The following is an 18,414-nucleotide window of genomic DNA, read 5'->3' as shown; positions in this document are numbered from 1 at the left end:
TTCTCTAAGGAAGATCAGAAGGAAGAACGCCTGAACGGAGAGCGCGTTTTTCCTTTTGGTCTTTTTAACATGGGACATTCTTCAGGGGGGATATACATGAAATATTTCGATTACGCGGCAACGACACCTCCCTATGAGGAGGTCGTCCGAACGATCACCGAGGTGATGTCCGCCCACTACGGGAATCCATCCTCTTTGCACCGTTACGGCGAAGAAAGCGCCCGCTTGTTGCGGAAGGCGAGAGAGGTTTGCGCGGAAGCTTTGGGAGTCCAAGCCGGAGAGATCGTTTTTACCTCCGGGGCTACCGAAAGCAACAACATGGCGATTAAAGGCGCCGCCCTGCAGTGGATGAGCCGGGGGAAACATTTGATCACGACAAAGACGGAGCATCCTTCCGTGTTTGAATCCTTCAAACAGCTGGAACGCCAGGGCTGGGAGGTAACCTATCTGGAAGTCGACGCGGCGGGAAGAATCACAGGGGAGCAAGTGGCGAAAGCTGTTAAGACGGACACGGTTCTGGTTTCCGTGATGCATGTCAATAATGAAACGGGGTGCGTGCAGCCGGTGGCTGAAATCGGCAGCATGCTGAAAAAGAAGTATCCCCGGGTACTGTTTCATGTGGACGGTGTTCAGGGATTCGGAAAGGCCGCGTTGTCCCTCAAGGGGAGCGGCATTGATTTATATAGTCTGTCAGCGCATAAAATAAGAGGGCCGAAAGGAATCGGGCTTCTTTATGTCCGTGATGGTGTAACGCTTTTTCCTCTATTGACGGGGGGAGGGCAGGAAGGGGAGCTTCGTCCGGGGACGGAGAACATCCCTTATATCGTCGGGATGGCCAAGGCGATTCGAATGACGAAGGCTGCGGAACCGGCGGTTTCGCAAAGGTTGGAGCGGCTCAAGGCGATGCTAATGGAAGGAATTTCGCGGCTGCCCGAGCTTAAGATGAATTCGATTCCGGAAGGAGCGCCGCACATCGTGCATTTTTCCCACCCCGGCATGAAAGCGGAGGCCTTGCTGCATATGCTGGAAGAGGAGGGTTTTCTCGTGTCCACCAAATCCGCATGCTCGTCGAGGAAAGCCGAGCCCAGCCGCGTTCTTCAGGCTATGGGGAAATCGCCGGACATCTGCCACTCGGGCATTCGCATCAGTCTGGGCGATGAGCATACCGAGCAGGATATTCAGGACTTGCTTGTCGCACTGAACAAAGCGGTAGCCCGAGTCCGACACTTAAAGGGAGAGAACATAACATGATCGCATACGATATGCTGCTGCTCCGTTTTGGAGAAATCACACTCAAGGGAAAAAACCGCACGCGCTTTGAAAAGGCGGCGTTGATGCATATAAAAACTTTGCTTCGCCCATATCCCGCGGTGGAGATTTTAAGGGAGTTCGGCCGGATTTATGTCCGGTTAAACGGGGAGCCCGCGATGGAGATTGCCGAAGCGCTGAAACAGGTATTTGGCGTGAACTCCATCAGCCCGGTTAAAATCGCACCTCTCCGGCTGGAGGAGATCGTTGCGGTGGCCAAGGATTTTGTACAGGAACTTCCTTCCGACCGTTCCATTCCCTTCAAGGTGAATGCCCGGCGGGTCTGGAAGGAGTTCCCTTACGGGTCTCAGGAAATGAACCGATTGATCGGAGGGCCGGTGCTTCAGTCCTCCCCGCAACTCAAGGTGGATGTCCACCACCCGGAAGTGGAGCTGCGCGTGGAGGTTCGGGAGCAGGGAGCTTATATCTTTTCCGAAGTCATTCCAGGGGCGGGCGGCTTTCCGTTGGGGACGAACGGCAAGGCGATGCTGCTGCTCTCCGGGGGAATTGACAGTCCGGTCGCGGGGTGGTCCGCGATGCGCCGCGGTCTTGAAATCGAGTGCGTGCATTTTCACAGCTACCCGTTTACGAGCAAGAGGGCCGAGGAGAAGGTGATCGAGCTGGCCAAGGTGCTGTCCCGCTATGCCGGCCAGGTCAGGCTGCATCTCGTCCCGTTCACGGAGATTCAAACGACGCTGGCCCGAACCGGGCAGGAGAATTTGATCATCACGCTGATGCGGAGATCCATGCTCCGCATCGCCACCAAGCTTGCCGAGCAAAGTGGTGCGCTTGCCCTTGTGACCGGCGACAGTCTGGGACAAGTGGCCAGCCAAACATTGCCCAGCATGAATGTCATCGGGCGGGCTACCGATCTACCGCTGCTTCGTCCTCTCGTTATGAATGACAAGGAAGAGATTATTCAAACAGCGAAAAAAATCGGTACGTACGACCTGTCGATTTTGCCCTATGAGGATTGCTGCACTTTATTTGTGCCGAAATCCCCCTCCACGAATCCGAACCTTCGGATTGTGGAAAAGATTGAGGCCGGGTTAACGGAACTCGCCGAGCAGGTGGAAGCTGCCGTAAACGGTACGGAAACGCTGGTCATCCGTCCGCATGAAGAGGTCAAGCGGAAGTCCGGCCAAGAAGAGACGGCGGCTATTCCCGAAAAATGGTTTTAAAAAAATCGCTCCCGAAGGCCACCTTGATTTGGCTTTCGGGAGCGATTTTCTTTTTTTGCACAGCTTTTTATCGGGTTGCCGGGTGCGACTTGGCCTTCTTCTCTTCGTTGCGTTGTTTCTGTTTCTGTTTCTTGAGATAGCCAGCCAATAGAACCCCCGCCACGACCAGGGCAATGAACAGGTAGCGAATGACAGGGTTGTCCTCAAAGAAGTGCAGGAAATGCGGCTCTTCGGTAATCATATGGGATGCGGTGTAAGCCAGAACGCCGGCGCCAACATAAGCGATCCACGGAAATAAGGTCAACAGCTTGATAAACAGGGTGCTTCCCCAAATGACAATCGGAACGCTGATCAGCAGGCCGATCACCACGAGAATCATATGCTGCCCGGATGCCCCGGCGACGGCAATTACGTTATCGAGTCCCATCGCCGCGTCGGCGATAACGATCGTGCGGACAGCGGGCCAAAGCGAATCCTTGGCTTCGATGGAATCGTGGTCACCTTCATCGGAGAGCACTTTATACGCGATGAAGACGAGCATGAGGCCGCCCACCGCCAAGAGCCACGGAATGCGCAGGAGCCATACCACGACCAGCGTAGCCAGGATACGAAGTAAAACGGCACCGCCGGTACCGTATAAAATCGCCTTCTTCTGAACGCTTTGCGGAAGCTTTCGGGCCGCCATCCCGATGACGATTGCGTTGTCCCCGGCCAGGATCAAATCGATAAAAATGATGTTGACCAGAGCGAGAAAAAATGCTGGACTGAATAATTCCACTTGAAGGTCACTTCCTCTACAAACGTATATACGAATTATTTAACCAAAAGGATTCATTTGTCCAGATTTTTATTACCGACAAAAGAAAAAGCATAGCTTGCCCCCTCGGGACATACATGTTTTAAAGGGGGGATACGTGTGGAACAATTGCTTCTGCTTTCCGAGATTTTGATTATCAATCTGGTGCTCAGCGGGGACAACGCCCTGGTCATCGCCATGGCCAGCAAAGACCTGCCCCACAACCAACGCAAACAGGCGGTCTGGTGGGGAGCCCTCGGCGCGGTGCTGCTGCGCTGCCTGTTGACCTGGATTGCAGTTATCATATTACAAATACCTTTCATCCAGGCGGCCGGAGGACTGATGCTTGCCGGCATCGCCTTTAAGCTTCTTATGCCGCATGGGGAGGATACCCGGGTGAAAGAAGCGCGCACCTTGTGGAGGGCGGTTCAAACGATTCTGGCCGCCGACTTTATAATGAGCCTGGACAATGTCCTTGCGATTGCGGCGTTGGCCAACGGTGATCTGGCTATTCTAGTGATCGGCATCGGCATCAGCATTCCGATCGTGGTATGGGGAAGCAATCTCATTGCGGAATGGCTGCAGCGACTGCCGATTTTGACCTATGCCGGAGCGGGAATTTTGGGATACACGGCAGGGGAAATGCTCCTCAATGATCCAAAGCTGGGAGGCCTTCTTGAGACGATCGTCCCGACTCTGTCCCACCTGCTGCCTTTTGTTCTGGCCGCGCTCGTTATTATGTTCGGCTGGGCTCATAAATATAATGCCAATCGCGGGTAATTGCAACCCCGTTGTACAAACGGAAATCCTTGCAAAAAATCATTCTTCCGCCAGGGCGGCAGAGTGGTTTTTTTTGCTTTGTTCGTGATAAACTGGAATGAGAAGGAAATGTCGTAATTTGCTGCGGCCTGTCCTTCATTGTCATCTGGAAGGTGTGTGATGGGATGTCCGATAACAACAAGCTCACGACGGGAATTTTGATTTTGGCCGCAGGTATCGTCATCCTGCTGGGAAAGCTCGGGGTATTCAGCTTTTTGGGCAAGGCGCTCTGGCCTTTGATTCTGCTGGTTCCGGGGATTATTTTTCACCTCTGGCATTTTTGGCGGAAAGGACCTTCCGAGCTGTTATTGCCGGGGGGCATTCTGGTCGTCTACAGTATTCTGTTCTTCATAGCGAATTTCTGGGGCTGGCATACGTTTAAGTATACCTGGCCGGGGCTGATCCTCGGCATCGCGGTGGGGCTTTATGAATATGAGTATTTCTCGAAGATGCGCCAGAGCGGCGTTCTGCTCGCGGCCGTCATTTTAGCGGGTGTTTCGGTTATCTGCTTCGGATTTACGTTGTTTTCCCTGGCGCTAATATATGTGGTGGCCATCGTCTTGATCGCGATCGGAATTTGGTTGATTGCGGCCCGCGGCAAAACCCGGCGCAACTGGTGATGGCGGAGAGAAGTTCTTGAAATTTTCACGATTTTGCGTATAATATAGGGGATATGTCCAAGCGTCGGTGATGTGAATTATCCGACGCTTGTTTTGTGGTGAATCAAGCTGATCCAAGCTTTAGGAAATAAGTAAACAGAGATGAAAGGATTTGGAGAAAACCCATGCATGAAAGAAAAAACATTCGCAATATTGCGATTATTGCCCACGTCGACCACGGCAAAACGACTCTGGTCGACAAGCTCCTCCAGCAATCCGGAATTTACCGGGAGAACGAAGCCGTTCAAGAACGCGCGATGGACTCGAATGATCTGGAACGGGAACGCGGGATTACGATTCTGGCGAAGAACACCGCCATTACGTATAAAGACTATTTGATCAACATTGTGGACACCCCGGGACACGCCGATTTCGGCGGCGAGGTGGAACGGATCATGAAAATGGTCGACGGCGTTCTGCTCGTAGTCGATGCCTACGAAGGCTGTATGCCGCAAACGAAGTTCGTGCTTCGCAAAGCGCTGGAGCATCAGTTGACACCGATTGTGGTCGTCAACAAAATCGACCGTCCGGCCGCTCGTCCGGCTGAAGTCATCGACGAAGTTCTCGATTTGTTCATCGAACTCGAAGCTAACGATGAGCAGTTGGAATTCCCGGTCGTTTATGCGTCCGCTCTCAACGGAACCTCCAGTCTGGATCCGGAGAAGCAGGACGAGAATATGCTTGCTTTATATGAGACGATTGTCGATCATATCCCGGCGCCGACCGAGAAAGTGGACCAACCGCTGCAGTTCCTGGTAACGCTGATGGATTACAACGAATATTTGGGCCGGATCGCCATCGGCCGCGTCAATCGCGGGATTATCCGTCAAGGTCAGAGCGTGGTGGTAATGACGCGCGATGGCGGCAAGAAGACGGCGAGAATCGAAAAGCTGTTCGGCTTCCAGGGTTTGAAACGGGTGGAGACCGAAGAAGCGGGTGCCGGCGATATCGTGGCGATCGCGGGAATCAAGGACATCAACATCGGGGAAACGATCGCCGATCCGAATCAGCCGGAAGCCTTGCCGGTTTTGAAAATCGATGAGCCTACCCTGCAGATGACCTTTCTCGTGAACAACAGTCCGTTTGCGGGACGCGAAGGCAAATGGGTCACCTCGCGGAAACTGCGCGAGCGTCTGTTTAAAGAACTGGAGACTGACGTTTCGCTGCGTGTCGACGAAACGGACAGCCCGGACGCGTTCATCGTATCCGGCCGCGGCGAGCTGCATCTTGGCATTCTGATCGAGAATATGCGCCGGGAAGGCTATGAGCTCCAAGTTTCCAAGCCGGAGGTTATTGTCAAGGAAATCGACGGCGTCAAAATGGAGCCGATTGAGCGCCTGCTGATCGATGTGCCGGAGGAAAGCATGGGCGCCGTCATGGAAAGCCTGGGCTCCCGAAAAGCGGAGATGGTCAATATGATCAACACGGGGACGGGACAAGTTCGGCTTGAGTTCCTGATTCCGGCCCGCGGTCTGATCGGATACACTACGCATTTCCTGACTTTGACCCGCGGCTATGGCGTGATGAACCATGCGTTCGACAGCTATGGGCCGCTTGTGGGCGGACAGGTCGGCGGACGCCATGAAGGCGTTCTGGTTTCCAGCGAAAACGGCGTTTCCACTCTCTACGGCATTCTTTCGATTGAGGACCGGGGCACGTTGTTTGTGGAACCGGGGACGGAGATTTATGAAGGGATGATCGTCGGCGAGCATAACCGCGATAACGACATCGTCGTCAATATTTGCAAAGAGAAGCAATTGACCAACGTCCGCTCGGCGACCAAAGACGAAACGGTGAAAATGAAAACCCCGCGGCTCTTCTCGCTGGAGCAGGCGCTGGAATATTTGAACGATGACGAATATTGCGAAGTTACGCCGAAATCGGTCAGACTTCGCAAGAAGATTCTGAACAAGAGCGAACGCGAGCGTGCGGAGAAGCACCGCAAAAATGCGGATGCCAATATTTGATCTTCCCTAATAGGTAATTCATGAATGTAACCATGAAGGAGGGACCCGTCTTGCAAGCTTGGTTTGCGCAAAATCCGGTCATTTCGTATCTGTTAATTTTTGCCCTGGTGATTTTCGTGTACAACAAAGTGTTTCGCACGGGGCAGAAGCTTCCCCTACTTAAGGAGATCTTTCTGTACGTGCTGATGGCGATAGGGTCTTTCCTTTTGCTGATTTTTCAGATCGACAAACTGCCGATTATTCAATGTCTCCTTGTCGCCGTCGTTCTGATGCTGATGGTGCGGATCCGCTACTTTGTGGAAGGACGCCGCAAACGGAAGCAGGAAGCGGCCTCGGCCACCGCGTCGGCGCAAGGCACGGCAGCGAACAAACAAGAGTAGCCGTAAACAGACGTAACTTTTGCTGAATGAGCAAAAGTCCTTATTTACACGACTATTTTACTTGAAATCAGGTGTGATAATTCATGAGTTCTGATCGCAGCGGGTTGCCTCCACGGGGGCAGAGCCAAAAGAGCACATCCAAAAGTACAAAACCGAGGAAAAAGAAAAAGTCGGGCGGCAAAACGTTCTTGAAAGTGCTGCTCAGCCTGATGATCTTTGCCGTTGTTGGGGTGGGGGCTTACGCCGGTTATCTGTATCTGACCGTAGACAAAGTTATAGACGATACCGGAACCTCCGGCAAAGTGGCCCCGGAAAGATCCGCCAAAGTCAAGCCGCTTACGATGCTGCTGCTCGGTACGGACTACCGTAAACAGACAGGAACGCATTTGAGCGATGTCATGATGGTGGTGGCGATGAATCCGAAGACGAAATCGGCCACAGTAGTTTCGCTGCCGCGGGATACACTCCTTGAATTGGACGGCTACCGGCCGAACAAGTTGAACGCCTATTACCCGAATTTCCTGGCTGCTGAGAAGAAGTCGGGCATCCCTGCGGAGCAGGAGATGCAGACGATGATCGGCAAGTACTTCGATTTGCCGATTGATTATGTGACTGTGCTGAATTTCCAGGGTTTCCGCGATGTGGTTGACGCGCTCGGGGGAGTCGATGTCAATGTTGACGCCAATATGTGCTACCGTGACAGTGCCGACGGCACCGACATTAACTTGAAAGAAGGGCCGCAGCACTTGAACGGCGAAGATGCGCTTGGGTTTGTCCGGTACCGCAAATCGAATTGCAGGCCGAGAACGAAAGCTTCCGATGACTTCGACCGGAACCGGCGGCAAAACGAAGTGCTTCACGCATTGATCGACCAGGCCAAGTCGCTGAACGGCGTGCTTGGAGCCGGCAAGGTGATCGAATCCGTCGGCAAGAATATGGAGACCGATCTGGAATCCGAGCAAATGAAGAACTTGATCGCCACTTATTGGAATATTTCAAAAGAAAACGTGGATTTTGTCCCGGTCACGGGACGGTGGAAGAGCCCCTATGTTTATTTAAGCGAGGAAGAGTTTGATAAGGCGAAACTGGCGCTGAAGGACGAGCTGGCCGGAACGAAGCCGGCGGGGGCCGCGGAAGAGAAATCCGAAGATGTACAAGCGGGCGAGTAACGATTGAATGCAAGTTTTCGGCAATGATATAATACAATTGATATAAGTAATTTGTATTACAGGAGGGCTGGCGCTTATGTCCGAACTCGTTACCCAATTGTCTGAAGCCTTGTACACCGCATTTCAATCTGAAACCTTCGTACTATTAAGCACGGTGGATGAAGAAACCGGCGGTCCGACCTCCAGCGCGATTTCCTGGATTTATGCCCTGGATTACTCCACCCTGCGTTTTGCGCTGGATCACCGATCCAGGCTGGTTCGCAACATCGTGGCCCATCCGAGAATTACGGTTACTGTGTTTGGGGAAGAAACGATCTATGCGATTAACGGCAAAACGAAAGTGGTTCAGGACCCGCTCGAAGGGGTCCCCTTCAAAATGTGCTGCTTCGATCTGAAAATCGATGCGGTTCGCAATGCGCTGTTTTACGGAGCACAGCTTGCGTCCGCACCGGCCTATGCCAAGGTCTATGATCAGCGTGCGGCGGAAATGCTGGACAACCAGGTTTTTGCCGCTATGAAAAAAGCCTAGCGATTTTTTTCGCTGGGCTTTTTCTTTTGGACATCTCCGGTCGTTATCTGCCGGGAGCCATGTTCATTTGCCGCTGGGTTCCAGTTTGTGGAGCGGTCCGGTTATTTCCCGGCACGTTTTGGTTCGTGCGATCGCCAGGATTCCCGGTGTCGCCGGGATTTTGGCCCTCCCGAGGGCGCGTATCGCCGGGCATTTGCGGAACGATTCGCCCGATAATGTCCGCCAGCTCGGTCGCAAATCCGGCAAGCGGTTGACCATTTGAGATTTTGTTGCCAATCTCGGTGATCCGCTGGTTGAGATCGATATCGGCGGTGACGATCGCTCCGGCTCCGTTCGGGTCTTTGCGCAGCGCTTCCGCCGCCGCGTACTTAATGCTTCCGACCCGGGCCCGTTCCAGCTTGGCGTCCACATCGATGCCGACGATCGCGGTATTGCCCATAATGACGCAATGGGCGTCCCGTACGCCGGGGATACGTTTTACGAGCTCTTCCAAATGAACTTGACGATCTTGTTGCGACATCGTTCCGTTTACGTTATTTTTCCTAACTCCATTTCCCACTTCGTTGCCGCCTTGCATCCGAACCTGGTTCGTTTGCGTTTGATCCTGAGGAGAGGGTGATGCGTTTCTAGAACCTATGGCGCAGCTGGTAAGCAGAAACATCGTCGTTAACAAACACAGCCATATTCGCATAAAGCTGAACCGTCCTTTCAAGTAGGGATCTGACTACCTCTATCCAATAACATTTCCCGGACGGGAAAAAGTATGTATGCGAATCAGAGCTGCAAGATTTCCGGTGGAGGGGATATCCGTGAAGAAGATCTTTGTGCTGGATACGAACGTTTTGCTGCATGATCCGGGGGCGATTTTTGCTTTTGACGAACATGAGGTGATCATACCTGCCGTGGTGCTCGAAGAGATCGATTCGAAAAAAAGAAACGCCGAAGAGATCGGCCGCAATGCCCGCAGAGTATCAAGGCTATTGGACGGCTTGAGGGAAAAAGGGCATCTTCACGACGGCGTGCTCTTGGACTCCGGCGGCAGGATTAAGGTAGAGCTCAATCACCGTAGCTTTCTCAAAGTCCAGGACATGTTTGTTGAGATTACGAATGATAACCGGATTTTGGCAGTAGCGTTAAACTACCATCTGGAACAGCAGGAAGAACCCCAGCCCCGCCCGGTCGTTCTGGTCAGCAAAGACGTCCTGGTCCGGATCAAGGCGGATGTTCTGGGCGTTACGGCACAGGATTATTTGTCCGACCGTACCGCAGGGCCTTCGGATTTATATAGCGGGTATTTGACCATTCAAGTACATCCCTCGCTAATCGATGAATTTTACTCGTATCGTTATTTGTCCGTAGATCAGCTTGGTTTGACCTATCCGTTATATCCGCATGAATTTGTTATTTTGAAGGATGAAATGGGGACGGGGAAATCGGCGCTGCTGCGGGTGAATGCGGATGCTTCCCGATTGGAGCCGCTATTTCTGAGCAATGATCCCGTTTGGGGAATCAGCGCTCGCAATGCCCAACAACGGATGGCTCTGGAGTTGCTGCTGAACGACGAGATTCCGCTCGTTACGATAACGGGAAAGGCCGGTACCGGAAAAACGCTGCTGGCGCTGGCCGCCGGTCTGATGAAAGTGGAGGATGATCATAAATATAAGAAGCTGCTCATTGCCCGGCCCGTCGTACCGATGGGCAAGGATATCGGATACTTGCCGGGGGAAAAGGAAGAGAAGCTAAGACCTTGGATGCAGCCGATTTACGATAATCTGGAATATTTGTTTGACACCAAGAAATCGGGGGATATCGAAAAAATCCTGATGGGCCTGGGAAGCATCCAAGTTGAAGCGCTGACCTACATCCGCGGCCGCTCGATTCCCGGCCAGTTTATCATCGTGGATGAGGCGCAAAATCTGACGAGACACGAGGTGAAAACCATTGTCTCCCGGGTAGGGGAGGGAAGCAAAATCATCCTGATGGGTGATCCCGAACAAATCGACCATCCTTATCTGGATTCCGCCAGCAACGGTCTGACTTTTCTGGTGGAACGTTTTAAGGAACAGGGCATCAGCGGGCATATTACGCTGGAAAAAGGAGAACGCTCCAAGCTCGCGCAGGCCGCTGCCGATCTTCTGTAACAAAGAGGAGCAAAATAAGGGTTAATGCCGGGCGTTGTCCCGGCTTTTTGTCATGATTTGTAAGGACAAGTTCCAGGAAGATTTGCTACAATAAGGAGGAATATAGGCTCATGTCCAGGGATACAGGTGATTAAGTTTGAACTTGCGGAGAGGAAGAACGGGTGTGAAGCGTAGAAACCACTGGGTGCTTTTTGCCATCCTGTTGCTCGCCTTGATAAATTTGTCGCCCAGCGAGACATCGACGCTGACGAGTTCGGAAGATCGCGGCGAATCCGAACCGGTCGCCCCCCAAAACAGGGAGGCGGATAAGGAGCCGGGACATATTGCGGTTGCGGTTCAAACGAGCGGAGCCGAATTTGGCGAACTTCAGCAACTGAATCAAAAGGTTATGGACGAAACCGGAATGAAGGTCGAGTTAACCAATCTTACGATGGGAAGCGAATTGGAGGCGATTCGGCAGAAGCTCGAGCTCGGGGAGTCTCCGGACGTGCTGCTGCTTGACAATGCGTGGGTACGCCAACTGGCCTCCGACGGATATTTGCTGCCGACCGAAAACTATTATCCGGGAACCTTAACCGGGGAGGTGTTAAGCGCTTCCTTGGCGCAGAACGAGTGGAACGGTTATACATGGGCTGTCCCGTTGGACATCGATCCCTATGTGTGGGTTTACCGGGACGACAAGCTGCAGGCGGAAAATTTGAAACTCCCTTTGACAACGGAAGATTGGAAAGAACTGTTGGCAAAATACAAAACCCAAACTCATCCACCTTCTCTTATAACCTTTGACTATGGAGATCCTTATGCGGGGATATCATTGACCTTGCAGCTTTCGGGTCATACCGGATCAAGCGATGCCAACTCCGTGTTCAAGCGGTCCAAAGAAACCGAGGAAGCGGTCAAACTGCTGGATGCGCTGCGTCCGTATTTGCTCCATTCCGGAAGCGGCGCTTCCGGCCAAGATAATGTCTGGAATAAACTATCCAGCGGGGAAGCGATATTTGGGCTGGTCAAATGGAGTGAGGCTCGCCGGCGTAATTCCGGCGGCCTCCATATCGTCTTCCCGGATCAGGCTATTTCCGGGGAAATGTGGATCACGGGACGGAGCTATGCGGTGACGGCCGGATCGGACAACGGGGAAGCCGCGGGGCGGTGGATCGCCGCGATGACGAACCAGATTCAACAGCGTCAATGGTTTGAACTGACCGGGAACTTGCCGGTTCGCAAAGAGCTGTATGTACAGGCGGAGCACGGCGGTATACCCGCCGGTCTACCTCCGTCCCTTGTAAAAGGAAAGGGAACTCCGGTACCCGCAGGCGCCGAAATTCCCGAAAGGATGGAGAAATATGCCTCTGTTACCGCGGCTTTTCTTAAAGGCGGCTTAGGAATGCAGGCTTACTTGAATGAACTGTCTTCATTAGGATTATAAATCCAGCTTTAACTTTACAATCAGCGTCCCTTTTTGGATGGAGGCCTCGGTGGCTTCCACAAAAGGGACGATTTTTTTGGGATAAAAGCCGAGATCAAAATCATTTTCAAGCTCCGTACGGGTCGTATCCGGAAGCTCCAGTCCGTTAAAAACAATCCGGCTTACGTGGAAGACAATCGAATTTTGCGGTTCCTGCTCAACCGTGTATGTTCCTTCCACTTTCAGCTCCAGGCCGTCTCTGCGCCCTTCGGCGATAATGCGTTCATTTTCGAACACAAAGGCCATATTTTTCAACAAGTCACTACGGGAATGCAAAAAATCGTTCAAATCTTTCTCCTTGACGGTAAGTACATACCCTTCTTTTTCGGAGGAAAGGCTCTCCTGGTGCTCCTGCAAAAAGTCCGGAAATTCCGCCATGGCCGCGGACAGTTCTTTAAAGTACCGGCGTATTTCATATAGACCGACATTTTGCCAGTAAACGGTCAACTCCTCGATCATCGCTTTAAGTTTCTCGGGGTCCGCGCTTGCGCCCAGCGATCCGTCAACACTTTGTTGCAGGGCGGCTACCCGGGTCCGCTGCTTCACAAGGCTTTCTTTCATGGACCCAAGCTCCGCGGACAAGCGGTTCAATTTGCGTTTGGTCTTTTCCAAACCGTCGTACTCGGTCTTGTATTTGTTCAAGATGTAGTGATCTCTTTCGGCAATAAGCTGATAATAATCCAGCATCGACAAAAAATCTTTCAGGCTGTTGGCCGACAACAAGGCGGACAGCAAGCTTTCCCTTTCCCCCATATAATAAGCGGCCAGCCTCTTTCCGGCCTGTTCCCGGCTGCCTTCGATCTGTTCACTCTTACTGGACAGTTGCTGTTCAAGCTCCCCGATGGATTGCTCCGTTTGACGCTGTTCTTCCTCAATTCTCGTGATTTCCCGGTCGAGCTCCACGATGGAAAGGCTCTCCTGCAGCACTTTCAGTTCCTCGTCGGACATCGGGACGGCGGAAACCTGGACCGGGAACAGGAGGACGGACGCAAACAATATCGAAAGGTACAGCGCCGTGGTTCGTCTGTTCAATGGTTTTCTCTCCCTACGTTGAATTACATCATATATATGATACCAGTTCGGCGAATAGCAGTGGGTTATTAGTTTTGTCCAAATGAAAAAAAGGCGACCCGGCCGCGGCCGGGTCGCCTTTGAGTTATAAAGCCAAGGGGATTGCTTACAACGGAAGCCCCATTTGGAAAATGGTCCAATAGCTGAAGCCGGTAAAGGCAACGATCATATATCCCCAGAACAACAGGATATAGGTTCTTTCCGTGAATTTCAGGTAGCCGAACAACACGAAAAACGCCGTTTGCAGGAAAAAAAGCAAAGCCATTTCAATCAGGTCACCGGCAAATGCCATAAGTCCGATGGCGAGTGTGAAGAAGCCGAGGACGCGGAACATGCGTGCCAAGAGAAATCCCCCTTTCCTATGTATACACGTCTACTGAATTCTATACCTCATTATACCCGCAAGTCATATAAGTGTAAACGAAAAGTCACTAAATTTACCTTTTAAGACCTTGACTTGTGATATTCGTTATTGACTTGAGTTACACCCTTATAAAAAATCTTTTATTTTGACGTGAGGTATGGACCAGGGCCGTTTTGGAAATACATTTTAGTATCAAATAGATTCTATGAACTCTATGAGAGGCATAGAAATGGAGTAAGAAATATTTTACCAGCAAGCCTGCCGGAATTCCGGCCGGAAGACGGTATATCAGGATGTCGTTAGGAGGTTTTTATAGCATGACAGCAGTTAGACAAGACGCGTGGAGCGCTGAGGATGATTTGATCTTGGCGGAAGTGACTCTGCGCCATATTCGGGAAGGCAGCACCCAGTTGACGGCATTTGAGGAAGTGGGGGAACGAATCGGAAGAACGGCGGCAGCCTGCGGTTTCCGGTGGAACAGTTGTGTCCGGAAGAAATATGAAGCCGCGATCGGCATCGCCAAAGCGCAACGCCAAAAACGCAACTATATGAAAAAGCAGGGGACGCTCGCGGGCAATCCCGCCATTTCTTCACTGGCCCCGGCCGAGTTGGAAGAAGGGACTTACCGGAGCGATGGGGCTACGGAAGAAACGATCTCGATCGATGCCGTCATCCGTTTTTTACGCGGTTGGAAGAATTCCATTCAGGATACGAACAGGCATGTAAAAAATTTGGAGAAGGAGCTGCGCGAGAAAGAGGAGCAGCTTGCCAGACTAAGAGAAGAGAACGAGCAGTTGTCTGCGCAAGTGAATGAAGTACAGACCGATTACCGGGTTGTGAACGATGACTACAAAGCTTTAATTCAAATTATGGACCGGGCGCGCCGGTTGGCTTTCCTGAATGAAGAGGACGAAGAAGCGAAAACCCGTTTTAAAATGGATGCGAACGGGAATCTGGAGCGCATCGAATAACAAAAAGACAAAATCCTGCCGATCCGGCGGGATTTTGTCTTTTCGGGAGAAGAAAAGGTTGGTATAAAAGAATTAGTGAAAACCGGAGGCGGGGCAGAAGAAGGAGATGTATTTCTGATGAAAATCGAGATTATAGGCGCCGGGGCGCTCGGGCTGCTGTTTGGGGGAATGCTGGTTCATGCCGGAGAGCGGGTCCGCTTTTGGACAAGAACCCCGGAGCAATCCCAGTTCTTGAATTCCGGCGGGTTTAGTATAGAATACCCGGGCGGCGCGGTTCGGCTTGCGCCGGGGAGTTTTACGGCCTACCCTATCGATGCTGCGGTGAAGGGGGAAGTTGGGGAGGCGGCGGACTGGGTCTTTTTGATGACGAAACAGCGTCATATTGAAGGGCCGCTTTTGCGGCATACGGGGAAGCTGCTTGGCGAAACCACCGGGATTTTATGCTTTCAAAACGGGATCGGACATATCGAAAAGGTGCGCGGAGCTTTCCCGGGATTTCCGGTTTATGCGGCCATCACTACGGAAGGGGCCAAGCTGGCGGACAAAAGCAAGGTGATCCGTTCCGGAGCGGGGGTCACAAAACTAGGGCTGCCCCAGGCAGCGGAAGCGTATGCGAAATCCGTTTCAAGCGAGAATCGTCGGGAAAATGAGACTCGGGCGAGCCATGAAAACGTAAAAACTGCTGAATGTTTGGCAAAAAAACTGACGCAGGCAGGATTTCAAGCCATTTTGTCGAATGACATCGATACGGAGATTTACAAGAAGCTGCTGATCAATGCGGCGATTAATCCTTTAACGGCGTTGTTAAGGGTTTCTAACGGAGAGTTGCTCATCGGCGAAGAACGGAGGCAACTGCTGAAGCAGTTATGCCGCGAGACGGAGCAAATTTACCTTGCGCACGGTATTCCCTGTGAGCCCGATACTTATGCTATGGTCATGAGCGTTTGCCGCTCCACTTCGGGGAACATCTCTTCTATGTTGAAGGACGTGCTTCAGGGAGAGATAACGGAAGTGGATCATATCAACGGGCGTTTGGTGGAGATGGCCCATGCGGCAAAGATTCCCGCTCCCGGACATGAAGCTGTCTGGCGCTTGGTGAGGGCGCTTCATCCGGTCTGAACCGTATAAAAATATAGCATTTAACCAAGCGAGTGAGCTTTTTAATTCCAATCGCGCCGGGGAGGTGGAACTATTGAGTATATTACTCTCGTCTGTCGGGGTTCTTTCGGTCATGCCATTCATTCCTTTTCTGCTGGTGTATTTCATCGCCAATTATATGAAGAAAGACAAAAAAGCGGCGATCAAGCTGGCGATGGATGTCACCACGGTATTTCTGATCCTTTCGGTTTCCGCCTTGTTCAATAACGTCTTCGGTTCCAAGTTCGGGTTCTACCTTATCCTGTTGATTCTGCTGATTGCCGTCGGACTCATCGGCGGAGCGCAAAACCGGATGAAAGGGAAGGTCGATGTCCGCAGGTTATTGAGAGCGGTTTGGAGACTTACGTTTGCGGGAACGGGCCTGGCCTATGTCTTGTTATTTCTCATTAGTATTTTTACATATGTTACGGCGCAGTAGGCTAAGCTAATGAGTATGCAAAAATCTACATAAAACATTAACATCCGAGGTTAATTGTAAACGAAATGAAAAGTCAATATTGTATATTGGACTATTTTGTTAAGAAAAAGCTCGATTATATTAATTTTCGATTAATTTATTGAAAATTTTTGTTGGATTTTTTTGACCGCTGGTTGTATAATCTTAAAACATATACCACAATTTTAAGGGGGAACTGCAAGATGAAGAAGAGTAAGAGCCTCTTGCTCCTTTTGACGCTCGTTCTTGCGGTTGGCACGCTGCTTGCGGCATGCGGATCGAATGGGAACCAGGGCGCATCAAACGGTGGCAACACATCTTCCAACGGCGGCGAGAAGGCTGCGAACAGCGGTGAAGAGAAGTTGGCCGCGGATCAGACGCTTAGAATCAACCTGAGTGCGGAGCCTCCTACATTTGACCCGGCTCAAGCGAAAGACAGCCAGGCCAATACGGTTCTGAAAACGATGTACGAAGGGTTGACTCGTATGGACGAGTCCGGTGAACCTCAACCGGCTGCAGCCGAGAAGTGGGAAGCTAAAGGCAATAAAATTACTTTCCATCTTCGCAAAGATGCGAAGTGGAGCAACGGCGACCCGGTGAAAGCCAGCGATTTTGTTTTCGCTTGGGAGCGCGTGTTAAGTCCGAAAACAAATCCGGCAGCTCCTTATGCTTATCAATTGTTCTACTTGAAAAATGCTGAAGATTATAATTCAGGAAAAATCAAAGACTTCAGTCAAGTCGGCGTAAAAGCCGTTGACGATTACACCCTTGAGGTGGAACTGGTTTCGCCGACTCCTTACTTCGTGGGTCTGACTTCTTTCTATACCTACTATCCGGTTCATCCATCCGTGAAGGACGATCCGAAATGGGCGGTTAACAAAGACAAAATGATCGTTAACGGTGCGTTTACGTTGACTACCTGGACAAAAGGCCAAACGATCGAAGTTACGAAGAACGAAAACTATTGGGGTAAAGACGAAATCAAACTCAGCAAAATCACGATGTCCCTCGTAAACAGCGGCGCTACCGAGCTTACGAGCTACAGAAATGGCGAGTTGGATCGTGCGGGCCATCCGAACGGCGAAATCCCGACCGACCAAATTCCAATCGTTCAGAAAGAACTGAAAGACGAGTACAAAGTTAAAGGTATCGCCAGTACCTATTTCTATGAATTTAATATAACGGCTAAACCGTTCGATAACGTGAAAATCCGTAAAGCTTTCGCGATGGCGCTTGAACGCCAAGCTATCGTTGACAAAATCACGCTGGGCGGACAGTTGCCTGCTTTCGGTTTTGTGCCTCCAGGCATTAAAGGCGTGAAGGATGAATTCCGTAATGAAAATCCGGACAAGGAATTCTTTACCGAAAATGTAGAAGAAGCGAAGAAATTGCTTGAAGAAGGTATGAAAGAAGAAGGCTATACGACACTGCCTGAAATCACTTTGATTTACAACTCCAGTGAAGCCCACAAGAAACTCGCTTTGGCTGCAGCCGACATGTGGAAGAAAAACCTAGGTGTTGACGTGAAAACCGAAAACCAGGAATGGAGCGTCTTCATCGAAAACCGTCAAAACAAGAACTACCAAATCGCCCGCAACGGCTGGAGCGCGGACTACAATGATCCAATGACATTTATCGACATGTGGACTTCCAACAGCGGTAACAATGATACCGGATTTAAGAGCGAAGAGTATGATAAACTCGTTCAAGAGGCTAAAACTACGGAAGATAACGCAAAACGTAACGAAATCTTCAAAAAGGCTGAAGAGATTCTGGTTAAAGACAACATGATTATCCTTCCGGTGTACTATTACACCAACGTTGCCCTTGAAAAAACATGGTTGAAGGGCGTAGTTGTTGACTTCAGCGGAGCCATTGACTACACTCGCGCCTACCTGACTGAACACTAATTCGATGGTTTAGTGCGTTAAAGAATTGCATAGCTACATCGGGATATATATGTGGGTATTCCATATATATCCCGTTTTTTTTGTGTGCAT

The 18,414-nt window shown here is 51.2% G+C and carries 18 protein-coding genes; 14 read left to right on the top strand and 4 right to left on the bottom strand.

Annotated elements, in window-relative coordinates; all coding sequences use genetic code 11:
* Positions 1-96 precede the first annotated feature (96 nt).
* Together V4U88_RS04020 and thiI are read left to right on the top strand one after the other, a co-directional pair.
* Positions 97-1,251 carry a cysteine desulfurase family protein gene (locus V4U88_RS04020; protein WP_334071929.1) on the top strand — a complete coding sequence of 385 codons (1,155 nt, stop codon included), beginning with the start codon at positions 97-99 and terminating at the stop codon, positions 1,249-1,251.
* Positions 1,251-2,489: a tRNA uracil 4-sulfurtransferase ThiI gene (gene thiI, locus V4U88_RS04015; protein ID WP_334072073.1), complete on the top strand. Its 1,239-nt coding sequence runs from the start codon at positions 1,251-1,253 to the stop codon at positions 2,487-2,489. Before V4U88_RS04020 ends, thiI begins: the two co-directional genes overlap by 1 nt.
* A gap of 67 nt (positions 2,490-2,556) precedes the next feature.
* Here thiI and V4U88_RS04010 read toward each other — a convergent pair whose 3' ends face one another.
* The gene (locus V4U88_RS04010; RefSeq protein ID WP_334071928.1) at positions 2,557-3,267 is read right to left on the bottom strand and encodes a TerC family protein; all 711 of its coding nucleotides are present in this window, start codon (positions 3,265-3,267) and stop codon (positions 2,557-2,559) included.
* Positions 3,268-3,405: 138 nt separating this feature from the next.
* On the opposite strand from V4U88_RS04010, the gene V4U88_RS04005 reads away from it, so the two are divergent.
* The 6 genes from V4U88_RS04005 to V4U88_RS03980 all read left to right on the top strand — a co-directional run bounded on the left by V4U88_RS04005 (position 3,406) and on the right by V4U88_RS03980 (position 8,808).
* Positions 3,406-4,065: a TerC family protein gene (locus tag V4U88_RS04005; RefSeq protein ID WP_334071927.1), complete on the top strand. Its 660-nt coding sequence runs from the start codon at positions 3,406-3,408 to the stop codon at positions 4,063-4,065.
* Positions 4,066-4,229: 164 nt separating this feature from the next.
* Positions 4,230-4,724: a hypothetical protein gene (locus V4U88_RS04000; RefSeq protein ID WP_334071926.1), complete on the top strand. Its 495-nt coding sequence runs from the start codon at positions 4,230-4,232 to the stop codon at positions 4,722-4,724.
* Positions 4,725-4,888: 164 nt separating this feature from the next.
* On the top strand, positions 4,889-6,730 hold the full coding sequence (typA, locus tag V4U88_RS03995; RefSeq protein ID WP_334071925.1) for a translational GTPase TypA: 1,842 nt from the start codon (positions 4,889-4,891) through the stop codon (positions 6,728-6,730).
* Positions 6,731-6,780: 50 nt separating this feature from the next.
* Positions 6,781-7,110: a YlaH-like family protein gene (locus V4U88_RS03990; protein WP_334071924.1), complete on the top strand. Its 330-nt coding sequence runs from the start codon at positions 6,781-6,783 to the stop codon at positions 7,108-7,110.
* 83 nt (positions 7,111-7,193) lie between these two features.
* Positions 7,194-8,279 (top strand): LCP family protein, encoded by a 1,086-nt coding sequence (locus tag V4U88_RS03985; protein WP_334071923.1) that lies wholly within the window; start codon positions 7,194-7,196, stop codon positions 8,277-8,279.
* A 76-nt stretch (positions 8,280-8,355) separates the two neighbouring features.
* Complete coding sequence (locus V4U88_RS03980) at positions 8,356-8,808, top strand: pyridoxamine 5'-phosphate oxidase family protein (protein WP_334071922.1); 453 nt, start codon at positions 8,356-8,358, stop codon at positions 8,806-8,808.
* A gap of 43 nt (positions 8,809-8,851) precedes the next feature.
* Here V4U88_RS03980 and V4U88_RS03975 read toward each other — a convergent pair whose 3' ends face one another.
* On the bottom strand, positions 8,852-9,469 hold the full coding sequence (locus tag V4U88_RS03975; RefSeq protein WP_334072072.1) for a YhcN/YlaJ family sporulation lipoprotein: 618 nt from the start codon (positions 9,467-9,469) through the stop codon (positions 8,852-8,854).
* A 148-nt stretch (positions 9,470-9,617) separates the two neighbouring features.
* On the opposite strand from V4U88_RS03975, the gene V4U88_RS03970 reads away from it, so the two are divergent.
* Both V4U88_RS03970 and V4U88_RS03965 read left to right on the top strand, forming a co-directional pair.
* Entirely contained in the window at positions 9,618-10,949 is a 1,332-nt protein-coding gene (locus V4U88_RS03970) for a PhoH family protein (protein WP_334071921.1), read from the top strand.
* A gap of 163 nt (positions 10,950-11,112) precedes the next feature.
* A complete protein-coding gene (locus tag V4U88_RS03965) occupies positions 11,113-12,375 on the top strand; it encodes an extracellular solute-binding protein (protein ID WP_334071920.1) in 1,263 nt (420 codons plus the stop codon).
* Here the strand turns inward: V4U88_RS03965 and V4U88_RS03960 are convergent.
* Positions 12,370-13,446: a coiled-coil domain-containing protein gene (locus V4U88_RS03960; protein ID WP_334071919.1), complete on the bottom strand. Its 1,077-nt coding sequence runs from the start codon at positions 13,444-13,446 to the stop codon at positions 12,370-12,372. The two genes, V4U88_RS03965 and V4U88_RS03960, sit on opposite strands and share 6 nt — an antisense overlap.
* Positions 13,447-13,591: 145 nt before the next feature.
* Positions 13,592-13,828: a DUF2626 family protein gene (locus V4U88_RS03955; protein WP_334071918.1), complete on the bottom strand. Its 237-nt coding sequence runs from the start codon at positions 13,826-13,828 to the stop codon at positions 13,592-13,594.
* Between the two features lie 338 nt (positions 13,829-14,166).
* On the opposite strand from V4U88_RS03955, the gene V4U88_RS03950 reads away from it, so the two are divergent.
* The 4 genes from V4U88_RS03950 (at position 14,167) to V4U88_RS03935 (ending at position 18,324) form a co-directional block, all read left to right on the top strand.
* On the top strand, positions 14,167-14,820 hold the full coding sequence (locus tag V4U88_RS03950) for an RsfA family transcriptional regulator (RefSeq protein WP_334071917.1): 654 nt from the start codon (positions 14,167-14,169) through the stop codon (positions 14,818-14,820).
* 117 nt (positions 14,821-14,937) lie between these two features.
* A complete protein-coding gene (locus V4U88_RS03945) occupies positions 14,938-15,939 on the top strand; it encodes a ketopantoate reductase family protein (protein WP_334071916.1) in 1,002 nt (333 codons plus the stop codon).
* Positions 15,940-16,012: 73 nt separating this feature from the next.
* The gene (locus V4U88_RS03940) at positions 16,013-16,396 is read left to right on the top strand and encodes a DUF3397 domain-containing protein (RefSeq protein WP_334071915.1); all 384 of its coding nucleotides are present in this window, start codon (positions 16,013-16,015) and stop codon (positions 16,394-16,396) included.
* Positions 16,397-16,617: 221 nt separating this feature from the next.
* Complete coding sequence (locus tag V4U88_RS03935) at positions 16,618-18,324, top strand: peptide ABC transporter substrate-binding protein (protein WP_334071914.1); 1,707 nt, start codon at positions 16,618-16,620, stop codon at positions 18,322-18,324.
* Positions 18,325-18,414: the final 90 nt, after the last annotated feature.

The sequence above is a fragment of the Paenibacillus sp. A14 genome (assembly GCF_036864815.1).
In the GTDB taxonomy this organism is placed as follows: Bacteria; Bacillota; Bacilli; order Paenibacillales; family Paenibacillaceae; genus Fontibacillus; species Fontibacillus sanfengchensis.
The sequence above is the reverse complement of the archived record's forward strand: the minus strand, read 5'-3'. Positions and strand labels throughout refer to the sequence as shown.